Raw genomic sequence first — 16,950 nt, forward strand, 5'->3', positions numbered from 1 at the left:
TTACGTCGGCTGAGAAAACAGGCGCTCAAGCAGGGCGAAAAGCGCTTCGATAGCCACAGCGAGCAGAATAATCGGCACCGCGCCGACCAGCAGGCGCGACATGTCCATGATGGCAATGCCGGTGGTGACAAAATCCCCCAGACCGCCGCCACCGATAAATGACGCCAGAGCCGCGCCGCCGACAACCTGTACGGCGGCGGTACGGCAGCCGGCGAGAATGCCGGGAGCCGCCAGAGGCAGTACGATTTTGCCTGTGACCTGCCAGGGCGTCAGCCCCATGCCGTGCGCCGCTGAGAGCGTATCCGGGTTCACGGACTGAATGCTGGTGCAGGTGTTGAGCAAAATCGGCGGCACGGCCAGCACCACCAGCGCGACGACTGAAGGCAGCAGGCCAATACCGAGAAACGGCATGACCGCCGCAAGGATCGCCAGACTTGGGATCGTCCGCAGCGTGCTGGCGCCGCTGGTGATGATAAAAGCGAGGCGAGGGATGTTCGCGATCAGCACGCCCGTCGGGATAGCAATAATCAGGGCGATGCTGAGCGCCAGCCCGCACATCATCAGATGCTGCCACACTGCCTGCCAGAACAGCGGCTGGTTATCCAGCACCCATAGCCATGCCTGGATTATCATTGGTCTCTCCCCTGTAAAACGCGCCGCTGTAGCCGGACAAAAAACAGATCCGCGCCGATCGCCAGCAGTGACGTCAGGCCGCCGCCGATATATATTTTCTCTGGATAGCGCTGATCCAGCCCGGCGAGAATAATCGCGCCAAGTCCACCGGCGTTGATATATGCCGCGACCGTAGCGATGCCGATAAGCGTGGTGGTGGCAATGCGCAGTCCGGTGATGATGAACGGTAGCGCCAGCGGCAGTTCCACTTCGCGCAAATTGCGCCAGGCGCCATATCCCATTCCGCGCGCCGCTTCGCGGACGTCCAGCGGAATGGCATGAAAACCGGTGGCAATATTGCGGGTCAGGATCATCAGCGCATAGGCTGTCAGCCCGACAATAGCCGGGAGCATTCCGATGCCGAGCCACGGGATGAGCAGTGCGAATAGCGCCAGCCCTGGAATGGAAAAAATCATGCCGGTGACCGCCATCACCAGCGCATACAGTCGCGGGCGGCGGGCGGTGGTAATGCCGAGAAACAGTGAAATGGCGAACGCCATCAGCATTGCGGCGCCGACCAGTACCAGATGCTGCCAGAGCGCCAGCAGAATGTCGTCATAGTGTCGCGTCGCCCAGCGCATCAGGAGGTCTCCAGCAATACGGCCTGGCCTGCAAGCCATTCCGGCTGCATTATTGCGTCGGCCAGAACGGAAATATCGCCAGCGCTGGCGCGATCTTCATCCAGCGGCGCCACCCGAGCGCGAATCTTGTCGTGTAATGCCGTTGCATAGCGTCCTGGGCGTGGCGACGCCTGAAGATCCAGCGCCTGCGCGGCAACCAACAGTTCAATGGCCACCAGATAGCGCAGGCTTTCCAGTAGTCGTGTGGTTTTTGCGACCACCCCCATTGCCTGCGAGGCGTAATCTTCAATCCGATCGGCTACCGGCATCGTCAGCGGGGAGAGCGGCTGGGCATGATGGGCGATATCGCTGACCAGCGCGGAAACCGTTTTTTGCAGCGTGGCGAAGCCTGTCTGCCCGGCGTGGCGGGTGAGAAAACGCGGCAGGCCGCTGGCGGCGGGTGACATCAGTTTCATGATGCGTTCACCGCTGCATGCGGCATGGCGGGCGAGAGCCAGCCCGAGGCTTTCCAGCGCCAGCGCCAGATGCGTGGCATCAAAATTGGCATTTGCCAGAACCTGTTCAGACTCAGCCAGCAGGCCGGGATTGTCGTCGGCGCTGTTGAGTTCCAGTTCCACCGCCGCGCGGGCATTCAACCAGGCATGGCAAACGCAGGCCAGCACCGGCGCGACGCAGCGGAAGCTAAGCGGGTCCTGCAACGAACGCGCGCTGCCGGGCTGGAGTAGCGGGCTGCCTTCCAGCAGCGCCAGCAGATACGCGGCGGTCCTGGCCTGTTGCGGTGCGGGGCGCATCCGCGCCGCCCAGGGCGTCAGCGGCGAGATATTAGCGCGAAACGCTTCAAACGAGAGCGTGATAGCGCCCGCGTGGACGTTCATAAGCCGGGAGGCGTCGTGCAGCAGCAGCGCGGCGAGGCCGACGCTGGCGGCGTTAGACGACACCAGCGCCAGCCCGTCTTTTCCACGCAGCGGCGCAGGCGTCAGACCCGTCTGGTTCAGCAGTGCGGAGACCGGCGCCACCGTACCCTGATATTCCGCTTCGCCATCGCCGATGAGCGCGCATCCGATATGCGCCAGCGGCGCGAGATCCGCTTCGCCGATAGATCCGATAAGCGGAACGCGCGGATGGATGCCTTCGTTGATAAAGGCCAGCAGCGCCTGCGCCACGGGCAGAGAAATACCCGATGCGCCCTGCACGAAACCCGCAAGACGCGCCAGCATGATCGCGCGAACCTGTGCGGGCGTTGCCTGCTGGCCGACGCCGACCGCCCGCGCCAGCGGGATTCGTCGCTGAATCGCCTGTAGCAGATCCTCATCGTGACGGTCATTTTGCGTGTGCAGCAGCGTCGTATCGACATTAGCGCCAAGCCCGGTGGTGACGCCATAGATATGTTTTCCGGCGCTGATGCTATGCAGCAGAAAATCAAAGGACGCGCTGATGGCCTGCTGCGCCTGCGCCCCCAGCGCGACAGTCTGGCCGCAGTCAGCGACAGCTCGCATGTCATCAAGCGTGAGCGGCGCGTCGCCCAGAAAAAGTGTCGTTGTCACGGTCGTACCCTATTTAATTACGCCTTTTGCGCGCAAAAAGTCTTCCGCCACATCGCGCGGTTCTTCTTTATTCTTTTCCACTTCCGCATTCAGTTTTTGCATCGTGGCGTTATCAAGCAACTGGCTGATGTTATTTAAAATGTCGCGAACCTGGGGATGTGCCTGTAGTGCGGCATCGCGCACGACCGGCGCAACTTCGTAGGGAGGAAAGAGGTGTTTGTCGTCTTCCAGTGCGACATACTGGTTTTCCGCGATTTGCCAGTCGGTTGCGAAGCCGTTTGCGACGTCTATTTGCCCGGCAGCAAGGGCGTCGTAGCGCAGGCCGACTTTGGCAAACTGGCGGAAGGCTTTAAATTTAATGCCGTAGGTCTGCTCCAGCCCTTTCAGGCCGTCCTGGCGGTCGCCAAACTCCGCACCTGCGCCGATGGTCAGTTCCGGCGCTGCTTTGGCGAGATCGGAGAGCGTTTTCAGGTGGTATTTCTCGGCGGTTTGTTTGCTCACCAGCAGTGCGTAGCCGTTGTTCACGCGGGCTGGTTGCAGCCAGGTGAGATGATATTGCTGCTGGTAGGCGTCGCTGACCTGCTTAAACACCTGTGCGGCATCGGAGGAGGGCTTTCCTTTGACCACTGCGCTGAGCGCCGTACCGGTATATTCCGGGTACATATCAATTTCGCCTTTCAGCAGCGCGGCGTGGGCGATTAACGTCCCGCCCAGGTTTGTTTTGCGTTCAACGGAAAGACCGGATTGCTCCAGTGCCTGGGCATAGATTTCCGCCAGAATATATTGTTCGGTAAAGTTTTTGCTGCCCACAACGAAATCCGCTGCCTGCGCCTGCGCTGCGAACAACCCCAGCGCCAGCCAGGAGGCTGCCAGTTTGTTTTTTATGCTCATCCCCGTTTCCCCGCAAAGAAATGCATGAATTTACTTGTATATACAAACCAGCGAAGCTAGCAGCATATTGACGGCGCATGAAATAGGGATTCGTTCTTTCTTATAACGAAACTTTAAATGTTTACTATTTGGCTGACTTCCCCATGATGTGCCGTTTATTGATGCTGATTACAATATGGATAATGGGTTCGAACGTGTGAAACCGTAAATTTCAGGGAAGGGAGTTGTATTATGGAAAGGAGTAAAGCCATTTTTTGATAATGGCTTAGTCAATGGGGAATACCCGCTTACCCCGCTAAATGATGAAGGGTAAAGGCCCGATTGCCGCAGAATGTATACGCAGGCCGGAGAGCAGGCTCCTGAATGTTATTCACCTATCGGTTGATAACCCTGCCATTCTGGTTGGTCACGACGTCCTGTCGGGCAGGGTGTCAGATGAATAAATAGCCCGCCTACCTTTTCAAGTAACAGACAATCATCGACATCCTTCAGATTGTCTTTATGTTGCTGTTCAACGCCGCAGAGCAACGTTTGTAGTGCATTCTTCCTGGCCTGTTGTGCGTCTTGCGCGACAAAAAGATCAAATTCATGTAATTCAGCTAACGTATCAGGCCGGTATCCACCAACGTTAACAAAAAATAACCTGTTCGCCGTTGGGGAGGGTTCAGGAGAGAGTGTGACAGAATAGCCATTCACCCACGTAATACGGCTGTAACCATCAATGTGAATCTTATCCTTGTCACCAAACCATGCTTCTCTTAGCGCAGGCCAGGCGTCTTGTGGCTCGTTGGCTGCGACAAACTGAATATCGTGTACTTCGATATTGGATTTACCGGCATTTCCACCGATATAAAACATATACAGGTTCATGGAAACTCTCTTTTAGCATTGATGTCGTTATGTATTTGACTACATAATGATTGTGGTCGCAACCTGATAAACAATATCGGGAGTCTGGGTATCCCCGGTATCAAAGCGTACCAGCATCGTCAGACAAGTTTCAGGTGGGGCTCAGTGCCGTTGAATGGTCTTAACGGCGGAGAGCGCCGGGTGGATACATAAGTAATTTTGGCTGCTCAGTAATCCCATCTTTTTTAATGCCGACCTCTTGTAGTAAGAGACCGTTTTTTCAGAGATGTTTATTGCGCTGTACATTCGTTTCACATTCCCGGCGCGGACTAACTCGCTGAGAATAAAAAACTCTTTGTCAGTGATGGTGTTACTTTCCGTATTTTTTCTATTTGAAATAGCAATCAGAATATCGTTTAATTCTGATAATGTTTTGTTTTTATTGAAGTAATATACACCGTACTGGCAAAAGAAATGGCGACGGGAATGCAGGCCTGACGGTGATATGCACAGCGTAACCTTACTAAAGAAAAAGGTTATTAACCTGTCGAGTAAACCCGGTTCTCTGACGGAGAGTAACACAACGGTATCTTTTGATAGCGAAAAAGAGGTGGTTAGCGTGAAACGTTCAAACTCGCCAGCATCGCTTAAAAAAATGCTCTCAACACGCGTACCTGACTCTTTCATCCCTTTCGATATACCCGTCAGATAATAGACGTCATCAGACACTATCACTATTTTCAACTTCATTTGAATCCCTTTTTTATATTTGAAATATGCTGGTTTCCTTAATATTTAAATCGTTATTACGAATGATTCTCGCTCATCAACGGGCCAGAGAAACCCCTGGGCATAATGTACGTCGCTCTCCGAAATAAAGCGGTGCTGGTATTCGTTTTCAACGCCTTCCACCAGAACATGATCCGTCAGGTATTCCACCTGTCTTACCAGCGTTGTCATTGCTGAGGTATCCTGTTCAGCGGATATTCTCCAGAGTTCATGTTTATCAATCTTAATCCCATCAAAGCGAAAGGGGAGTTGTGCAATTAACGGAATATGCCTGACATAGAGATCGTCCAGCCAAAGTTGAGTATTAAAAGCGCGCATTAGGGTCAGAATTGCATCAATATGCGGCACAAGCCGCGGAAAATAAGACTCGCTTTGCTGGCAATCAATTTCAATGACCTTTGGGCCAGGTAACATGGCAAGAATCGATCTGAGCCACACCAGATTCATAAGCAATGGAATCGTAATATTCAAAAATAAAATGCCATTGCGATCGTGCTGATTTGCTACTCCCGTGCATATCTGTTCCTGAACAATATGTGACAGGAGTTCTGGCGAAACAGAGCGGAAAAATAGCTCTGGATCTGCCCCTTCCGGCTGGCAGAGCACCTCACCGCCAATCCGTCTACCGGTCTGGACATGAATGATAGGTTCGATACGGCACATGAGTTTCATAATAATGGCATATCCTTTTTAATTATAAACGGTGCATCGGGCTTTTCTGGGATTAATTAAATCGGTCGCGATAAGAGATGCTTGCACTTTTTAGTGGATTACTGTTTATCGCTTTCAGCATTTTTATGTGTTCATTTTTAGTGCTTAGATGCAGCTTTTTATTAATCTTTTTGATGTAGTAAAAAAGCGTGTGATAGCGTTTATTTATTCTTTTTGCGATGTCATGGGTAGGCGTGCTGTGGGCCAATTCGGTCAGAACGGTCCATTCAATGTCGTCAAAAGAATCCGGCTGTTCTATTTCAGCCATGAGATCGTTAATGTACTGGCTGTAAAAAGCCTCATCCAGCCAGCAGGCATGAACGGCATGATTAAGCTCGGACATGGGTTCATACTTAGAAACGATATTGATATAATGAAAACTTCGCAAAACCTGAAGCAGGTAACTGTTACGCGTAAAAGTAAACACCGTTAAGCGAATGCCAGGATAGTTTATCTGCATATCATAAATAAAATTAAGCGCCTCCAGCGCACTCTCCTCCAGCGTAAAAACTTCCATGACGACATTATCAATAATATGGTTTTCTATTTTGTATTTTGCTTCTCTGAATGTCGGGCTGGTGTGTAATACCAAAGGGTTGATCAGGTGTTTGCAAAGAAAATTAATCATATAGTTATCGGTATCAATAATTAACGTTGAATGGAGCGGCTGCGTAACGCTATTTAATGACTTGACAGAGTTTTCTATCATGACTAAATCAAATCTTGCAGTGGAAGGATTACAGGGGGAGTCCTCACTGCTGAGATAAAGAAATTGATCGTTCTGTAGTGTACGCATTATATTTTTCGATCCGCATATCGTTTACAATAATGACAAGATGTAAAATTTAACTGTAACTATTTATAAAATAAGAAAATAATAGTGATGCTATTAAAACACACCATGATAAGGCGTTGATATACACTTCATCCTTCAGACTGCCTCTTTGTTGGCTGCGCTCATTCACCCCGGTCACGTACTACGTGTACGCTCCTGGGGGCTCATTCACTTGCCGCCTCGATGCTTCTCAAATGATTTTGTGTATAAATATTTTTCTTTTTTTGTTGAGGCTTCTGATTATTTCAGTAGATGACTATTCTGTTTCTCGCCTTTTATCATGGGTAAATGATGTTTACTTTCGCCGTGGTTTGTATTCTGCCTTCCGTCGGTTTTGCACCATAGATGTAATAATATGCTCTCAGTGGAATATCAAAATTGCTTCCCCACTGCGCAATCTTATAGAGTTCATACTCGCTGGTAATATTACCTGCGGTAAGCTCTGTCTGGCTGATGGCAATTTTTTTACTGGTATCGGCACGCATAATTCGCACCCCAATATTCCTTGCCGTTCCCTGGGTGTTTTTCAGGGTGTATTTATCCGTATCGACGCTGGCGCTACTGAGATAAAACTGAATGGTGCGTGTGCTCATGCCTTCTAACAGGTCGCTGCATTCGGCATGCAGAGTGAAGTTTTCATAAAACTGCGCTTCCTTTCCTGCGGATATCAGGCTGGTAAGATCGGTTTCCGGTAGCGTGACCGTCGTATCCGGGATGCTACAGGTGCTGACATGAGGACGATAATTGATCGTGATATTCTGGTAGAACAGGCGTTTCTCTTCGTCAGAACCGATAAGGCCTAATATCCATTTAATGAATTCGGCTAAATTAACGCCGGGAAACCAGAAATCGATACCTGAAGCATCAACAACGGATATAGCGTGAGCAAGAGTAATACTGGTTGCGTCCGGGCCAACGTTATAGACATAGGCCGGGTTGGCGCCGCTCGGTACGCTTTTGAGTAACTTAGCCTTATAGGTATAGACCACGTTATTCAGCGAAGTACCGGGAATATGACTTTCTCCAGAGCGACTATAGTCTTTTTTCGTGGGTACAATATTGCCGATGGTGAATTGCAATACATAGTTACCATAATTGATATAGGCCGTGCTGTTGGCCATTTCAGAGATAATAGCAACACGGTTAACATAACCAATCCATTCGCCACTACAGCTAAACGTACCGGATGACAGCGACAGGTTCTGCGAACCTGTGGTTTCGCTGCTGAGGGAAAGTGAATCCAGGTTGAGCACCAGATTGCTCTCTTTTTGCGCGCCGGAATCGCTTTTACAGGAGGCCTGTACGCCATAGCTTATCGATCCCAGTAGCCAGGCAAGAATTAACGTTATTGTACGCATAGTGATTTTCATCCTCTGCTCCTGCCATTAGCGGCAAATATTTATCTGACCATCGTGGGTCGGCTGGCTAATAACACAGCTTTGGCGGCCGTCACTGCTGGTTTTGATATGTAAACGTGACGGGAGCTGTTCCGTTTTCAGGTACAACATTCCTCCCTGGGCGACATATCCGACGCTGGCGCCAGCATCGTCAAAAATTTCGGTGCCGAAGGGGAGAGGGCGCCCGTTAACGGCCCGTGCTGGCAACATGAACTGCCGCCGTTGGTCGGTATCGAAGCGCACATAGGTGACGGAACCCGCATAAGGCACCACTTCCTGGATATTGCCTTTTAGCTCAACGCCTTCCTTCATATGGGTGGTATCTAACTGGATTCGGTTTTTACGGTACGGGGACAGGTAAGGAACCAACGCTTTCCCGGCGGTATTCGTGGTGCGTGTGCCGTCGCCGCCCAGCGTGGCCCCTTGAGCGCCTGGCGCGTCGATAATCGCAAAGGTATCGCCCAACTGGCTGGACGTCAGCAGGCCGCCCCGATAAGCCACCAGGCTACCGCTGGCTCCCGCGCCGATCTGACGATAGTCTCCTGACTCGCTATAGCTGCCGTTTAAGGTGGTAAACGCAGTGCGATAGCTCAGGCTGCTGCTGGCCGAGTTATTCCCACCGCGACGGTTGCTGCCGCTGACGCTATAGGTCGCCTGATTAAATTCGCCTGCGGTTCCGCTGATCCCCACGTTCGTGTCGGAATAGCCGTCACGATTAAATGTAACGCTGCTGTTGAGGAAAACGGGCCGTTCAAAGAGACTCAGGGGCACCGAGAACGTGAGGTAATAACGTCGTTCTTCGCGCTGATTATCGTTACGCATGCTACTGGCTGAGAGGGTATAACTTACGGCGCCAACGTGGTTGGAATACCCCAGTTGATACTCTTTTGTTGTGCCATGACCATTCCAGTAGTCCCGCCAGGTTCCTGATAAGTAAAGGGAACCCAGTTCCTCACCCAGAGACTGGCTCAGGTTGATATTAAAGGTGTTTTTCTGGCGCATATATCTGGCATTAGGGCTGTCAGCGTTCTCTTTTTGCCAGTTGTGCAAAGCGATTGCATCATTGAAGCTGTAATAGTTTTTCGTGGAATAGCGATACGCCGCCAGCGCAAAGTTCGTCCCGGTGACATTGAAGAAACGGCTAAAGGCGACTTTGTAACTTTGCCCACGGACTTTTTTATCTGCCGGAATTTGCGTTTGTGACTGTGTGACGTCAAAAGACAGCGCGCCAAACGGGAGATTAAGGCCGCTCCCGAGAAGAAACGCGTTATAGTCTTCGCTGTAAATTACCCCGGTATAACCGGTGATCAGGTTATTGATCCCGTATTGATAGCTGCCCTGGGCAAACTGGGGGCGATAGCGGCTTTCTTCCGTGCGCGCTTCCCCCAGCAACAGACCATATTTCCCAATCCCTTCTTGCAGCATGTTTGGCACCGAAGAAAAGGGGACGATGAAACTGCTGGTGCGCCCGTCTGCTTCAATGACTTCGACATTCAGATCGCCGCCTGAGCCGGTAGGAAGGATATCCGCAATTTCAAATGGGCCAGGCGACACGTTTTTCTGATAAATAACCTGCCCGTTCTGACTAATTTTAACCAGCGCGTTAGACTGTGCGACGCCGCGTACAATCGGGGAAAAGCCCTGCTGAGAATCGGGTAACATGCGCATATCCGTGCCCATGCTGACGCCGCGAAAACGCAAAGAGTCAAAAAGATCGTTGCTGGAATAGCTGTCACCCATGCGGATGATCGATTTAAGCGCAGCGATCCCGCGCTCAACGTAGCGTGTATTGTTTGTCCATGATCCTTCCACGCCCTTGCTTTTGTTATAGCTGGAGCTATCGCGAAATTGCCAGCCAAACGCATTCAGCCCGCTGTTTAACTGGAAATAGGCGTTTTCCTGATTGCGTCCTCCGCCTTTGGCTTCGTTGTAGTTATAGTTGGCATTGTATCCCAGCATCAGCGCCGGAATGCCTTCATCCCAAAAGACGGGATCGACATAACCGCGCAGCGTCTGGCGAATATACGCCTGGGGAATGGTCAGACGCAGCGACATATCGGCCGCATTGACTTTCATACTGCCTCCGTGCAGTAACGTATTCACATCCACTCGCTCGCTGGCGCTATTTGCGGCAGGGACTATTGAGGGAAGAAGCCCAAGCTGGGCAATATTCTCATGCTGGAAAAACGTTCCTTCATCCGTGATATAAACGGGAAGCCGGCCTTTCCATTCCTCGTTAATAAAAACATCAAACGGGTATTCACCAGGAGGAAGCGCAGAGGCACGATAAAAACGCGACATATCGGCATTTTTAGAGTCACCGGCTAAAAAGTCAGTATTGAAAGCCACGGCATACGCCCGACTATAAATAGACATCATCGCCAGTATTGGCAATAAACATGCGTATTGACTCTTTTTACCAGCCATTGCCATCCCCATTCATTTGGACATTATTATATTATTTTGTGGTGAATGAATATTTTTGATATGAACCGTAATCATCAACTAACAGAATATCCAAAGCCTGCCCCGATAAAACCGCCCCTGTCGTGGGTATTGTCAGTGTTGACAATGGCGCAATCATTTTAGGCTCGCCAGTAAGAGATTTACCTCGTGAACTCATTGTGGCAATCGATGCGAAATAAGGAGCCCGGTTTGTGGCGACAAGTTGATTACCCTGCGCGGTAAACGATAAATACTTATGTAAATCGCTGGCCGGAATCGTGAGTTCGGTCGGGCGATAAAATAATTTGATGCGCGACTTAATGGCGATTTGCATCGTGTTTTTGCCATCAAGATTTTCCTGTTTTGGCGGAATATCCAGCACATTCAGGTAATAAACGGATTCCCTGTCCTGAGGCAGTGCGTTGGCTGAACCGGTATAGCGAATGCGCAGCTGCTGGCCGCTACCGCCTTCAACTTTCACCACTGGCGGCGTCAGCAAAAAGGGAACCTGAGCGGTTTCTGGCGTAGAGTCTGGATTACCTTCGTCTATCCAGGCCTGAATTAACGCCGGACTGTTGCCACGGTTAATCAGCTGAACCGTTGTTTCTTTTTGTTCTTCAGGATAGATAACCCTGGTATTGCTAATAATAATATTCGCCAGACTGCTAAAGCTGAAGGCAATAAGCGTTAGAAAAATGAGAGAACGTTTCATATTAACCTGAAAAAAGAGAGCCTAATCTAATCAATATACCTGGTCGCGTTTATTTTCTCTCTTCCCTCCTGAATTGCAGGTATAAGAATACCTCACCAGAAGGTGAAAATAATTCGCGAATACAATAAGTCAATAATGACGGATCAGGCTCTTTATTTATATGAGTAAATTAACCCGTTGCTTATAAATACGCGACGGTATAAGTCAGCATGGTGTTAACGGCACCGGTATCGGCAGCGTCTGAACCGACTTTATAGTAGTTCGCATACAGATCGACAGTGGCGCTATCACCTTCAACATTCGTATCAAGGTTAGTATGCAGGTTCAGCGGCGTCTGGCTATTGGCCAGCGTGCTGAGTGCGATACCCACGTTTTTCTTCGTGCCGTCGGTTCTCAACTGTGTGTTGTTCAGATACAGACCATCGTTAGAAATACTGTCTGAACTCAGGATCAGATTCAGGGTATTTTTATTTCCCGCGCCATCGTCCTGCCCCAGGGAAGCAGAAGTACAGCCGGTAAATTCCAGAGTAAATTGTTTACGGTTTTTCTGGATCAGACCTGCGGTAGATGCATCGCTAACGGCGATGGGATCTAATGGAATCGTCAGGTCAGCAGAGTTTCCGCCGTTAATTGTACAGGTTGTATCAGTAACCTGGCCGGTAAAGGTGATAGTACCGCCAGAAGCCTCGGTTGCAGCGCTGACATTAAAGGCTGCGAAGGATGACGCGATAACGAAAGAAGAGATAGCGAGCTTTTTCATTGATATTAACTCCAGTATGTTTGCTCCCGTCCTGGGGACAAACATTTCATGTCACAAAACCGTCCTGGTCTTGCTGTCTACATCCGTAAAATCCCTGAAAACGGAAAAATGGAGCCTGCATCATTATTTCCATCAGGTTAGGTGATGATCCTAATTGATGTAACACAATCTTAAAATATCAGTTTAAGAATTTACTTAAATTAAGTGTATAAGTCTGCTGTTTTGGTTTTTTTTCTTGTTTATCAGCATATGGCACTGATCGTGTAACTGAGATGTAACTTTAAATTTTAAAATTCTTATAAAACGAAAGGCAAAATGGAAAAAATCTGATGCTTACATTCAGTAATATTGATTTACACAATCAGGTAACGACAAAAAAAGAGAATATTTTGCGCGCTAATGTTATATTTATAAAGAAAAGTAGTTAAATGTTCTTTGTTTGTTTTATTTTTGTTTCATTATTCAGGGTGGATTATTTTAATTAATAAGATTTATTAAAATGAAAGTGGGTGAAGAGGATGAGCAAAAGGGATAAAAACGCCCAGGCATGCAATATAAAATGGCGTTTTAATAAAAAGGAGAGCGGAGGGGGATTGCTGCTTATTCTTACAGGTACGCACTGACGCTAACTAAATAGCGCAATGGCAGGGGAGCAGAGTGTACGGCTTTGCCATATGGGGACTGTTATATACCGTAAACTCCGTATTTTTATAGGCGGGGCTGCGTTCTGTCGTTGCATTCCGGCCTTTATCTGCCCCTTAATTCGCTCCCGATCACCGCAGACTTCCCAGCATTTTATCTTCTTCGGCGCCGCTGATTAACCGGGTTAATTCCTGACAGGCAGCAATACGGCCATTTTCTAATGTGAAACAGGCAAAGACTTCGGTTTGTGCCTGTTCGCCGTTCGTTTTGATGACGGTCACCAGGTGATGGGTCAGAACGTGATTGCCCTGCTGAGCGATGGCCAGAATGTTCACCTTCATGGTACGAGTAACCTGTTTTAGTTTTGCCATGTGCGTGACGAAGTTATCGTAATCAAGGTCGATGCCATTTACCGTCTGGCGATAATCGGGCGTGAAAAATAATTCGATAGTGTGTTCATCGTGCCCGGGCCGGGAAATAACGGCATCAAGCGCCTGAGCAACGCGTTGCATCATATTTTTCAATGTTCTCTTCCTCATCGTGATTGTGTACAGGGAAGATTACCCTCAGACTGAAGCGGCAAAGTAACCGTAGTAAGACAATAAATACGCTAAATCGGCCATGATGATAGAAAGCATTCAACCTTTACATCACTCCTCTAAGCATATGACTCAGTGGCATCATCACCCTGGCGGGCAGTTGTACTGGATCACGCGTGGCATGGTGATGGTCGAAACGGAGCAAGGGCAGTGGGCGTTGACGCCCGGTTCGGTAGGGTGGATTCCGCCGTCGTTACCCCATTGCGCGTGGATGCCGGTGAGTGCATATGGCGCCAGTCTGCACTTCAGCGCGGAATATTGCGGGGCCTTTCCCTCCTCGCCGTGCATTCGGGCAGCGTCGCCTTTTTTACTGCTGTTGCTTGAGAAAATTTGTGGGGAGGGAACCATCGGAGAGCCTTCAGAGCGGCTGGCTCACCTGTTGCAGGTTATGGTCGATGAGATTCGCTATGCTGATGCGCTCTCTTCACAATTGATCCTTCCCGACGACAGAAGGGTCAGACAGATTGCGCAAAAAATACTGGCCGACAGGGCCTATACGCTGAGTCAGGCAGAGCTGGCGAAACAGGCCGGGCTGAGCGTCAGGACGTTGAGCCGCCTTTTTATACAGCAGACGGGATTAACATTCGGTCAGTGGAAGCAAAAAGCGAAAGTCATTTTGTCGCTGGAATATTTACTGCGCGGAGAGCCTGTCAGCCTTGTCGCGCAATTAGCGGGTTATGAGAATGTGAGTGCATTTATTGCCGTGTTCAGGCGTTTTATGGGAATGACGCCAGGGCAGTTCTATCTGCGTTTCGGTCATGGTACGAATGTGGTTTAAAAAAAGGTCGCATAAATAGAGTTACTTATGCGACAAGGCACACGGAGTCAGACATCCCTGCCTGTATAATAGAATCTTATGATTTGTTCTTCGTTTTCTCCAGAATGACGCCTTCCAGAAAAATAATTCTGTTTTCCAGCAGATTAATATAATCCTTCATCAGGACATTTTCTTGTCGCAACGTTTTAAAGACATTAATTTTTAAGTTAAGGTCGTGGTCTATTTTATTTCTTCCTGTTTTTTTTATGTTTAACAGTTCCCTTTTCATAAATATTCCTTATGCTTATAAGGTTATGCCTTTATTTCTTGTTGCCCATATTTATGCTGTGTAATTATCTTGTCAAGATTATTATTTTTTCTCATTGGATTTAAGATGCAAGGACAATGTACCGGAGAGAATAAATGAGACTCTGGACTCAGGCGTGTTCTGTTTACATTGATGTATTACGCTTTTATCAGTGTTGACATGTTATCAGTTAGTTGTTTATATAACATATGTTTTACAGGGAAAAGTTCATAATTGTGATATGGTCACTTGAACTCTTTTTTATTGGACTGCATGTCTTTCATTTTTTTGCTTATTTAGCACGCTCATACAGATCTTTTCTAAACTTTACCTGATGTGCGCCTGTCTTCTTCTTCCTGAAAAGACGTATAATTGTGAAACACAATTCGTACAAGGATAATAATTATGCCGAAAATCATTCAGTCTTTATTATTATTTATTGCACTAAGTAATATCTCAATGGCATCGACGCAGGAAACGGCGTTTTTGGCTGAACGCGGGCTGGCGGGAAAATCGGTTGAGCAAATGGTGGATGCTATCGATCAAAACCCTCAGGCTCGTCCTTTACCGTATACCGCTTCTGTGACCAGCACGGATCTGAAACTGTCGGCGAATGGCGAAACGTACACCTTTCCGCTGGGTGAGAAATTTTATCTCTCGCTGGCGCCTTATGAATATCAAACCCATCCCTGTTTTAACCACAGTCTTTCAGGTTGCCAGGGAGAAATGCCGGACACCTGGTTTGATGTGAACGTGACAGATCGGAACGGTACGGTGTTGATACATAAGAAAATGAAAAGTTATCAGAATGGCTTTATCGGGTTATGGCTGCCGCGTAACACTGAGGGGATGATTGAAATCAGTCATGAGGGGAAAAAAGCGGCTTATTCGTTTAAAACCGCGAATGACAGTCAGACTTGCCTGACCGACCTGCAATTACGCGCTGCCTCGTAAAGAGATAAACAGCCTGAAGAGATGACTGACGATGTGCTGCATTCTTCGCCAGTCTCTATCTTCAGGGCGATTCCCTTGCCGGTGACTCAGCCCCGCATCGGGTGCGAATCACGTATCATGTAATGGTGACTTCTTTTCGGATTTTGTTTTGAAATTCCGTAGACAGCGATTTAAATTGCGCTCGCTTTTCTGTCAGTGTGGTAATGACTTTATTGCTGCTGGTACATCTGCCGTAGATAAAGTCAAAATAGATAGAGCAGTTTGAAACTTTACACAGCGTATTATAATCATCCTGTAGATGCGGAAAGTAAATAGATATTAATGCTTTTATTTTGGAGTAAAGTTTGCTGTCGCCGCTTATTGTCGGTTGTGTTATCGGCGTTTCTGTGGCGCTTTTACTCTTCACTTTTGTAATGAAAAACTCAATGGTGGATATTCGATACGTATGCCATTCGATTTCCATTGCTAACAGCTCCTCATATTTTTGCAGAATTTTATTATTCTGATCCTCTTTCCTTTTGAGTTCCAGCCCATCCATTATTTTTTGTTCTATTTTAGCTTCGGCTTTCAGAATGAGTATCCATCCTCCAGACAGTGCCAGGATGCAGCCAATTATGATTAAGGAGATAATAAATATTATGTCCATACATCAGACTCCTTCATTTGTTATTTTGCTCAAATTGCCTGAGTACCATTGCGACACAATCCGGCCTGTACTTAAATCTTATGTTGTATGATTGCTATAAATTCTGTTGATATTTTAAAAAATAGATGCAGAGTTAGCTGATATGTTTCATTAAGTCAAATCAGATCGCCTTGTCAATGTGTAAATAAAGTATTTGTTTTCTGTTCAAGCGTAAGGTTTTTGATTTTTCTTATTTCTGTTAGACATGAGGCAGAGTATTAGTAATTCTCTTAGGGCGTTAATGGACGAACATACAACAAAAGGAGTTTGTTATGGAGTGGAGCGTCGAAAATAACCTGGTGTGCCCGACAACGGGAACCGCCTTTGCGCTGACCAGCGGAGCGGAAAATCTTAAGTTCATTCTGTGGTATAAGGGCGATTATTTTTTACGCACAGGTTCCGTTATCTCCCCGGAGGATTCAGGCGTCCTGGCGAACGGGAAAAAAAGAAACATCAAAATCCTGCACGTTTTCCCCTACAGCAATGCGTTATGGGCCTCTTTTCATAACCGAATTGACTGCCCGGGAAATGGCGTTGTTACCATCAATCACTGTGCGCGACAGCAGCGGTGCGTATTCACGCTTTGTCCGTATGGCGCGAGGACTGTCACCGGATAAAATAATTTATGGCGTGACTATTCTGGCATCGCAGAACGTCGTCGTTACATGCAAATTGGGTATCCATCCTTTTTATTGCTGTCATTTAAGACGGGCCGGTTTTGTGTCGCCTGAATACAGAGTGCCCTGAGTAGAAAAGAAGCGACCTGATATGTCTTTAAGGTTTATAACAAAATCAGATAAAAGAATCCTTACAGCTTCTG

General features: G+C 48.3%; 17 protein-coding genes. 3 read left to right on the forward strand and 14 right to left on the reverse strand.

What is annotated here, in order from left to right:
- The 13 genes from OGX81_RS03495 to OGX81_RS03555 all read right to left on the reverse strand — a co-directional run bounded on the left by OGX81_RS03495 (nucleotide 1) and on the right by OGX81_RS03555 (nucleotide 13,343).
- The gene (locus OGX81_RS03495; RefSeq protein ID WP_012133747.1) at nucleotides 1-633 is read right to left on the reverse strand and encodes an ABC transporter permease; all 633 of its coding nucleotides are present in this window, start codon (nucleotides 631-633) and stop codon (nucleotides 1-3) included.
- On the reverse strand, nucleotides 630-1,253 hold the full coding sequence (locus tag OGX81_RS03500; RefSeq protein WP_104869043.1) for an ABC transporter permease: 624 nt from the start codon (nucleotides 1,251-1,253) through the stop codon (nucleotides 630-632). The genes OGX81_RS03495 and OGX81_RS03500 overlap by 4 nt, the downstream gene beginning before the upstream one ends.
- Nucleotides 1,253-2,797, reverse strand: a complete 1,545-nt coding sequence (locus OGX81_RS03505; protein WP_104869042.1) for an HAL/PAL/TAL family ammonia-lyase — start codon at nucleotides 2,795-2,797, stop codon at nucleotides 1,253-1,255. The genes OGX81_RS03500 and OGX81_RS03505 overlap by 1 nt, the downstream gene beginning before the upstream one ends.
- A 9-nt stretch (nucleotides 2,798-2,806) precedes the next feature.
- Entirely contained in the window at nucleotides 2,807-3,688 is an 882-nt protein-coding gene (locus tag OGX81_RS03510; protein WP_047458689.1) for a glycine betaine ABC transporter substrate-binding protein, read from the reverse strand.
- Nucleotides 3,689-4,054: 366 nt separating this feature from the next.
- A complete protein-coding gene (locus tag OGX81_RS03515) occupies nucleotides 4,055-4,558 on the reverse strand; it encodes a DUF1543 domain-containing protein (protein WP_049009514.1) in 504 nt (167 codons plus the stop codon).
- A 141-nt stretch (nucleotides 4,559-4,699) separates the two neighbouring features.
- Nucleotides 4,700-5,287 (reverse strand): LuxR C-terminal-related transcriptional regulator, encoded by a 588-nt coding sequence (locus OGX81_RS03520; protein WP_012133743.1) that lies wholly within the window; start codon nucleotides 5,285-5,287, stop codon nucleotides 4,700-4,702.
- A gap of 45 nt (nucleotides 5,288-5,332) precedes the next feature.
- On the reverse strand, nucleotides 5,333-5,998 hold the full coding sequence (locus OGX81_RS03525; protein WP_104869041.1) for an EAL domain-containing protein: 666 nt from the start codon (nucleotides 5,996-5,998) through the stop codon (nucleotides 5,333-5,335).
- 52 nt (nucleotides 5,999-6,050) lie between these two features.
- Nucleotides 6,051-6,833: a response regulator transcription factor gene (locus OGX81_RS03530; RefSeq protein ID WP_146209150.1), complete on the reverse strand. Its 783-nt coding sequence runs from the start codon at nucleotides 6,831-6,833 to the stop codon at nucleotides 6,051-6,053.
- A gap of 317 nt (nucleotides 6,834-7,150) precedes the next feature.
- Nucleotides 7,151-8,242: a fimbrial protein gene (locus OGX81_RS03535; RefSeq protein WP_104869039.1), complete on the reverse strand. Its 1,092-nt coding sequence runs from the start codon at nucleotides 8,240-8,242 to the stop codon at nucleotides 7,151-7,153.
- Nucleotides 8,243-8,257: 15 nt separating this feature from the next.
- Nucleotides 8,258-10,696: a fimbria/pilus outer membrane usher protein gene (locus OGX81_RS03540; protein WP_104869038.1), complete on the reverse strand. Its 2,439-nt coding sequence runs from the start codon at nucleotides 10,694-10,696 to the stop codon at nucleotides 8,258-8,260.
- A 31-nt stretch (nucleotides 10,697-10,727) separates the two neighbouring features.
- Nucleotides 10,728-11,426, reverse strand: a complete 699-nt coding sequence (locus OGX81_RS03545) for a fimbrial biogenesis chaperone (RefSeq protein ID WP_104869037.1) — start codon at nucleotides 11,424-11,426, stop codon at nucleotides 10,728-10,730.
- Between the two features lie 181 nt (nucleotides 11,427-11,607).
- A complete protein-coding gene (locus OGX81_RS03550) occupies nucleotides 11,608-12,186 on the reverse strand; it encodes a fimbrial protein (RefSeq protein ID WP_024130637.1) in 579 nt (192 codons plus the stop codon).
- A gap of 773 nt (nucleotides 12,187-12,959) precedes the next feature.
- Nucleotides 12,960-13,343: a nuclear transport factor 2 family protein gene (locus OGX81_RS03555; protein ID WP_232103868.1), complete on the reverse strand. Its 384-nt coding sequence runs from the start codon at nucleotides 13,341-13,343 to the stop codon at nucleotides 12,960-12,962.
- 151 nt (nucleotides 13,344-13,494) lie between these two features.
- On the opposite strand from OGX81_RS03555, the gene OGX81_RS03560 reads away from it, so the two are divergent.
- Together OGX81_RS03560 and cueP are read left to right on the forward strand one after the other, a co-directional pair.
- Nucleotides 13,495-14,205, forward strand: a complete 711-nt coding sequence (locus OGX81_RS03560) for an AraC family transcriptional regulator (RefSeq protein WP_232103860.1) — start codon at nucleotides 13,495-13,497, stop codon at nucleotides 14,203-14,205.
- A gap of 691 nt (nucleotides 14,206-14,896) precedes the next feature.
- Nucleotides 14,897-15,445 (forward strand): copper-binding periplasmic metallochaperone CueP, encoded by a 549-nt coding sequence (gene cueP, locus OGX81_RS03565; protein ID WP_012133730.1) that lies wholly within the window; start codon nucleotides 14,897-14,899, stop codon nucleotides 15,443-15,445.
- Nucleotides 15,446-15,560: 115 nt separating this feature from the next.
- Here cueP and OGX81_RS03570 read toward each other — a convergent pair whose 3' ends face one another.
- Complete coding sequence (locus OGX81_RS03570) at nucleotides 15,561-16,091, reverse strand: hypothetical protein (RefSeq protein ID WP_012133729.1); 531 nt, start codon at nucleotides 16,089-16,091, stop codon at nucleotides 15,561-15,563.
- A 311-nt stretch (nucleotides 16,092-16,402) separates the two neighbouring features.
- On the opposite strand from OGX81_RS03570, the gene OGX81_RS03575 reads away from it, so the two are divergent.
- Nucleotides 16,403-16,747 (forward strand): anti-adapter protein IraM, encoded by a 345-nt coding sequence (locus OGX81_RS03575; RefSeq protein WP_047458657.1) that lies wholly within the window; start codon nucleotides 16,403-16,405, stop codon nucleotides 16,745-16,747.
- Nucleotides 16,748-16,950: the final 203 nt, after the last annotated feature.

Source organism: Citrobacter sp. CK206 (assembly GCF_030333125.1).
Classification (GTDB): domain Bacteria; phylum Pseudomonadota; class Gammaproteobacteria; order Enterobacterales; family Enterobacteriaceae; genus Citrobacter_B; species Citrobacter_B koseri.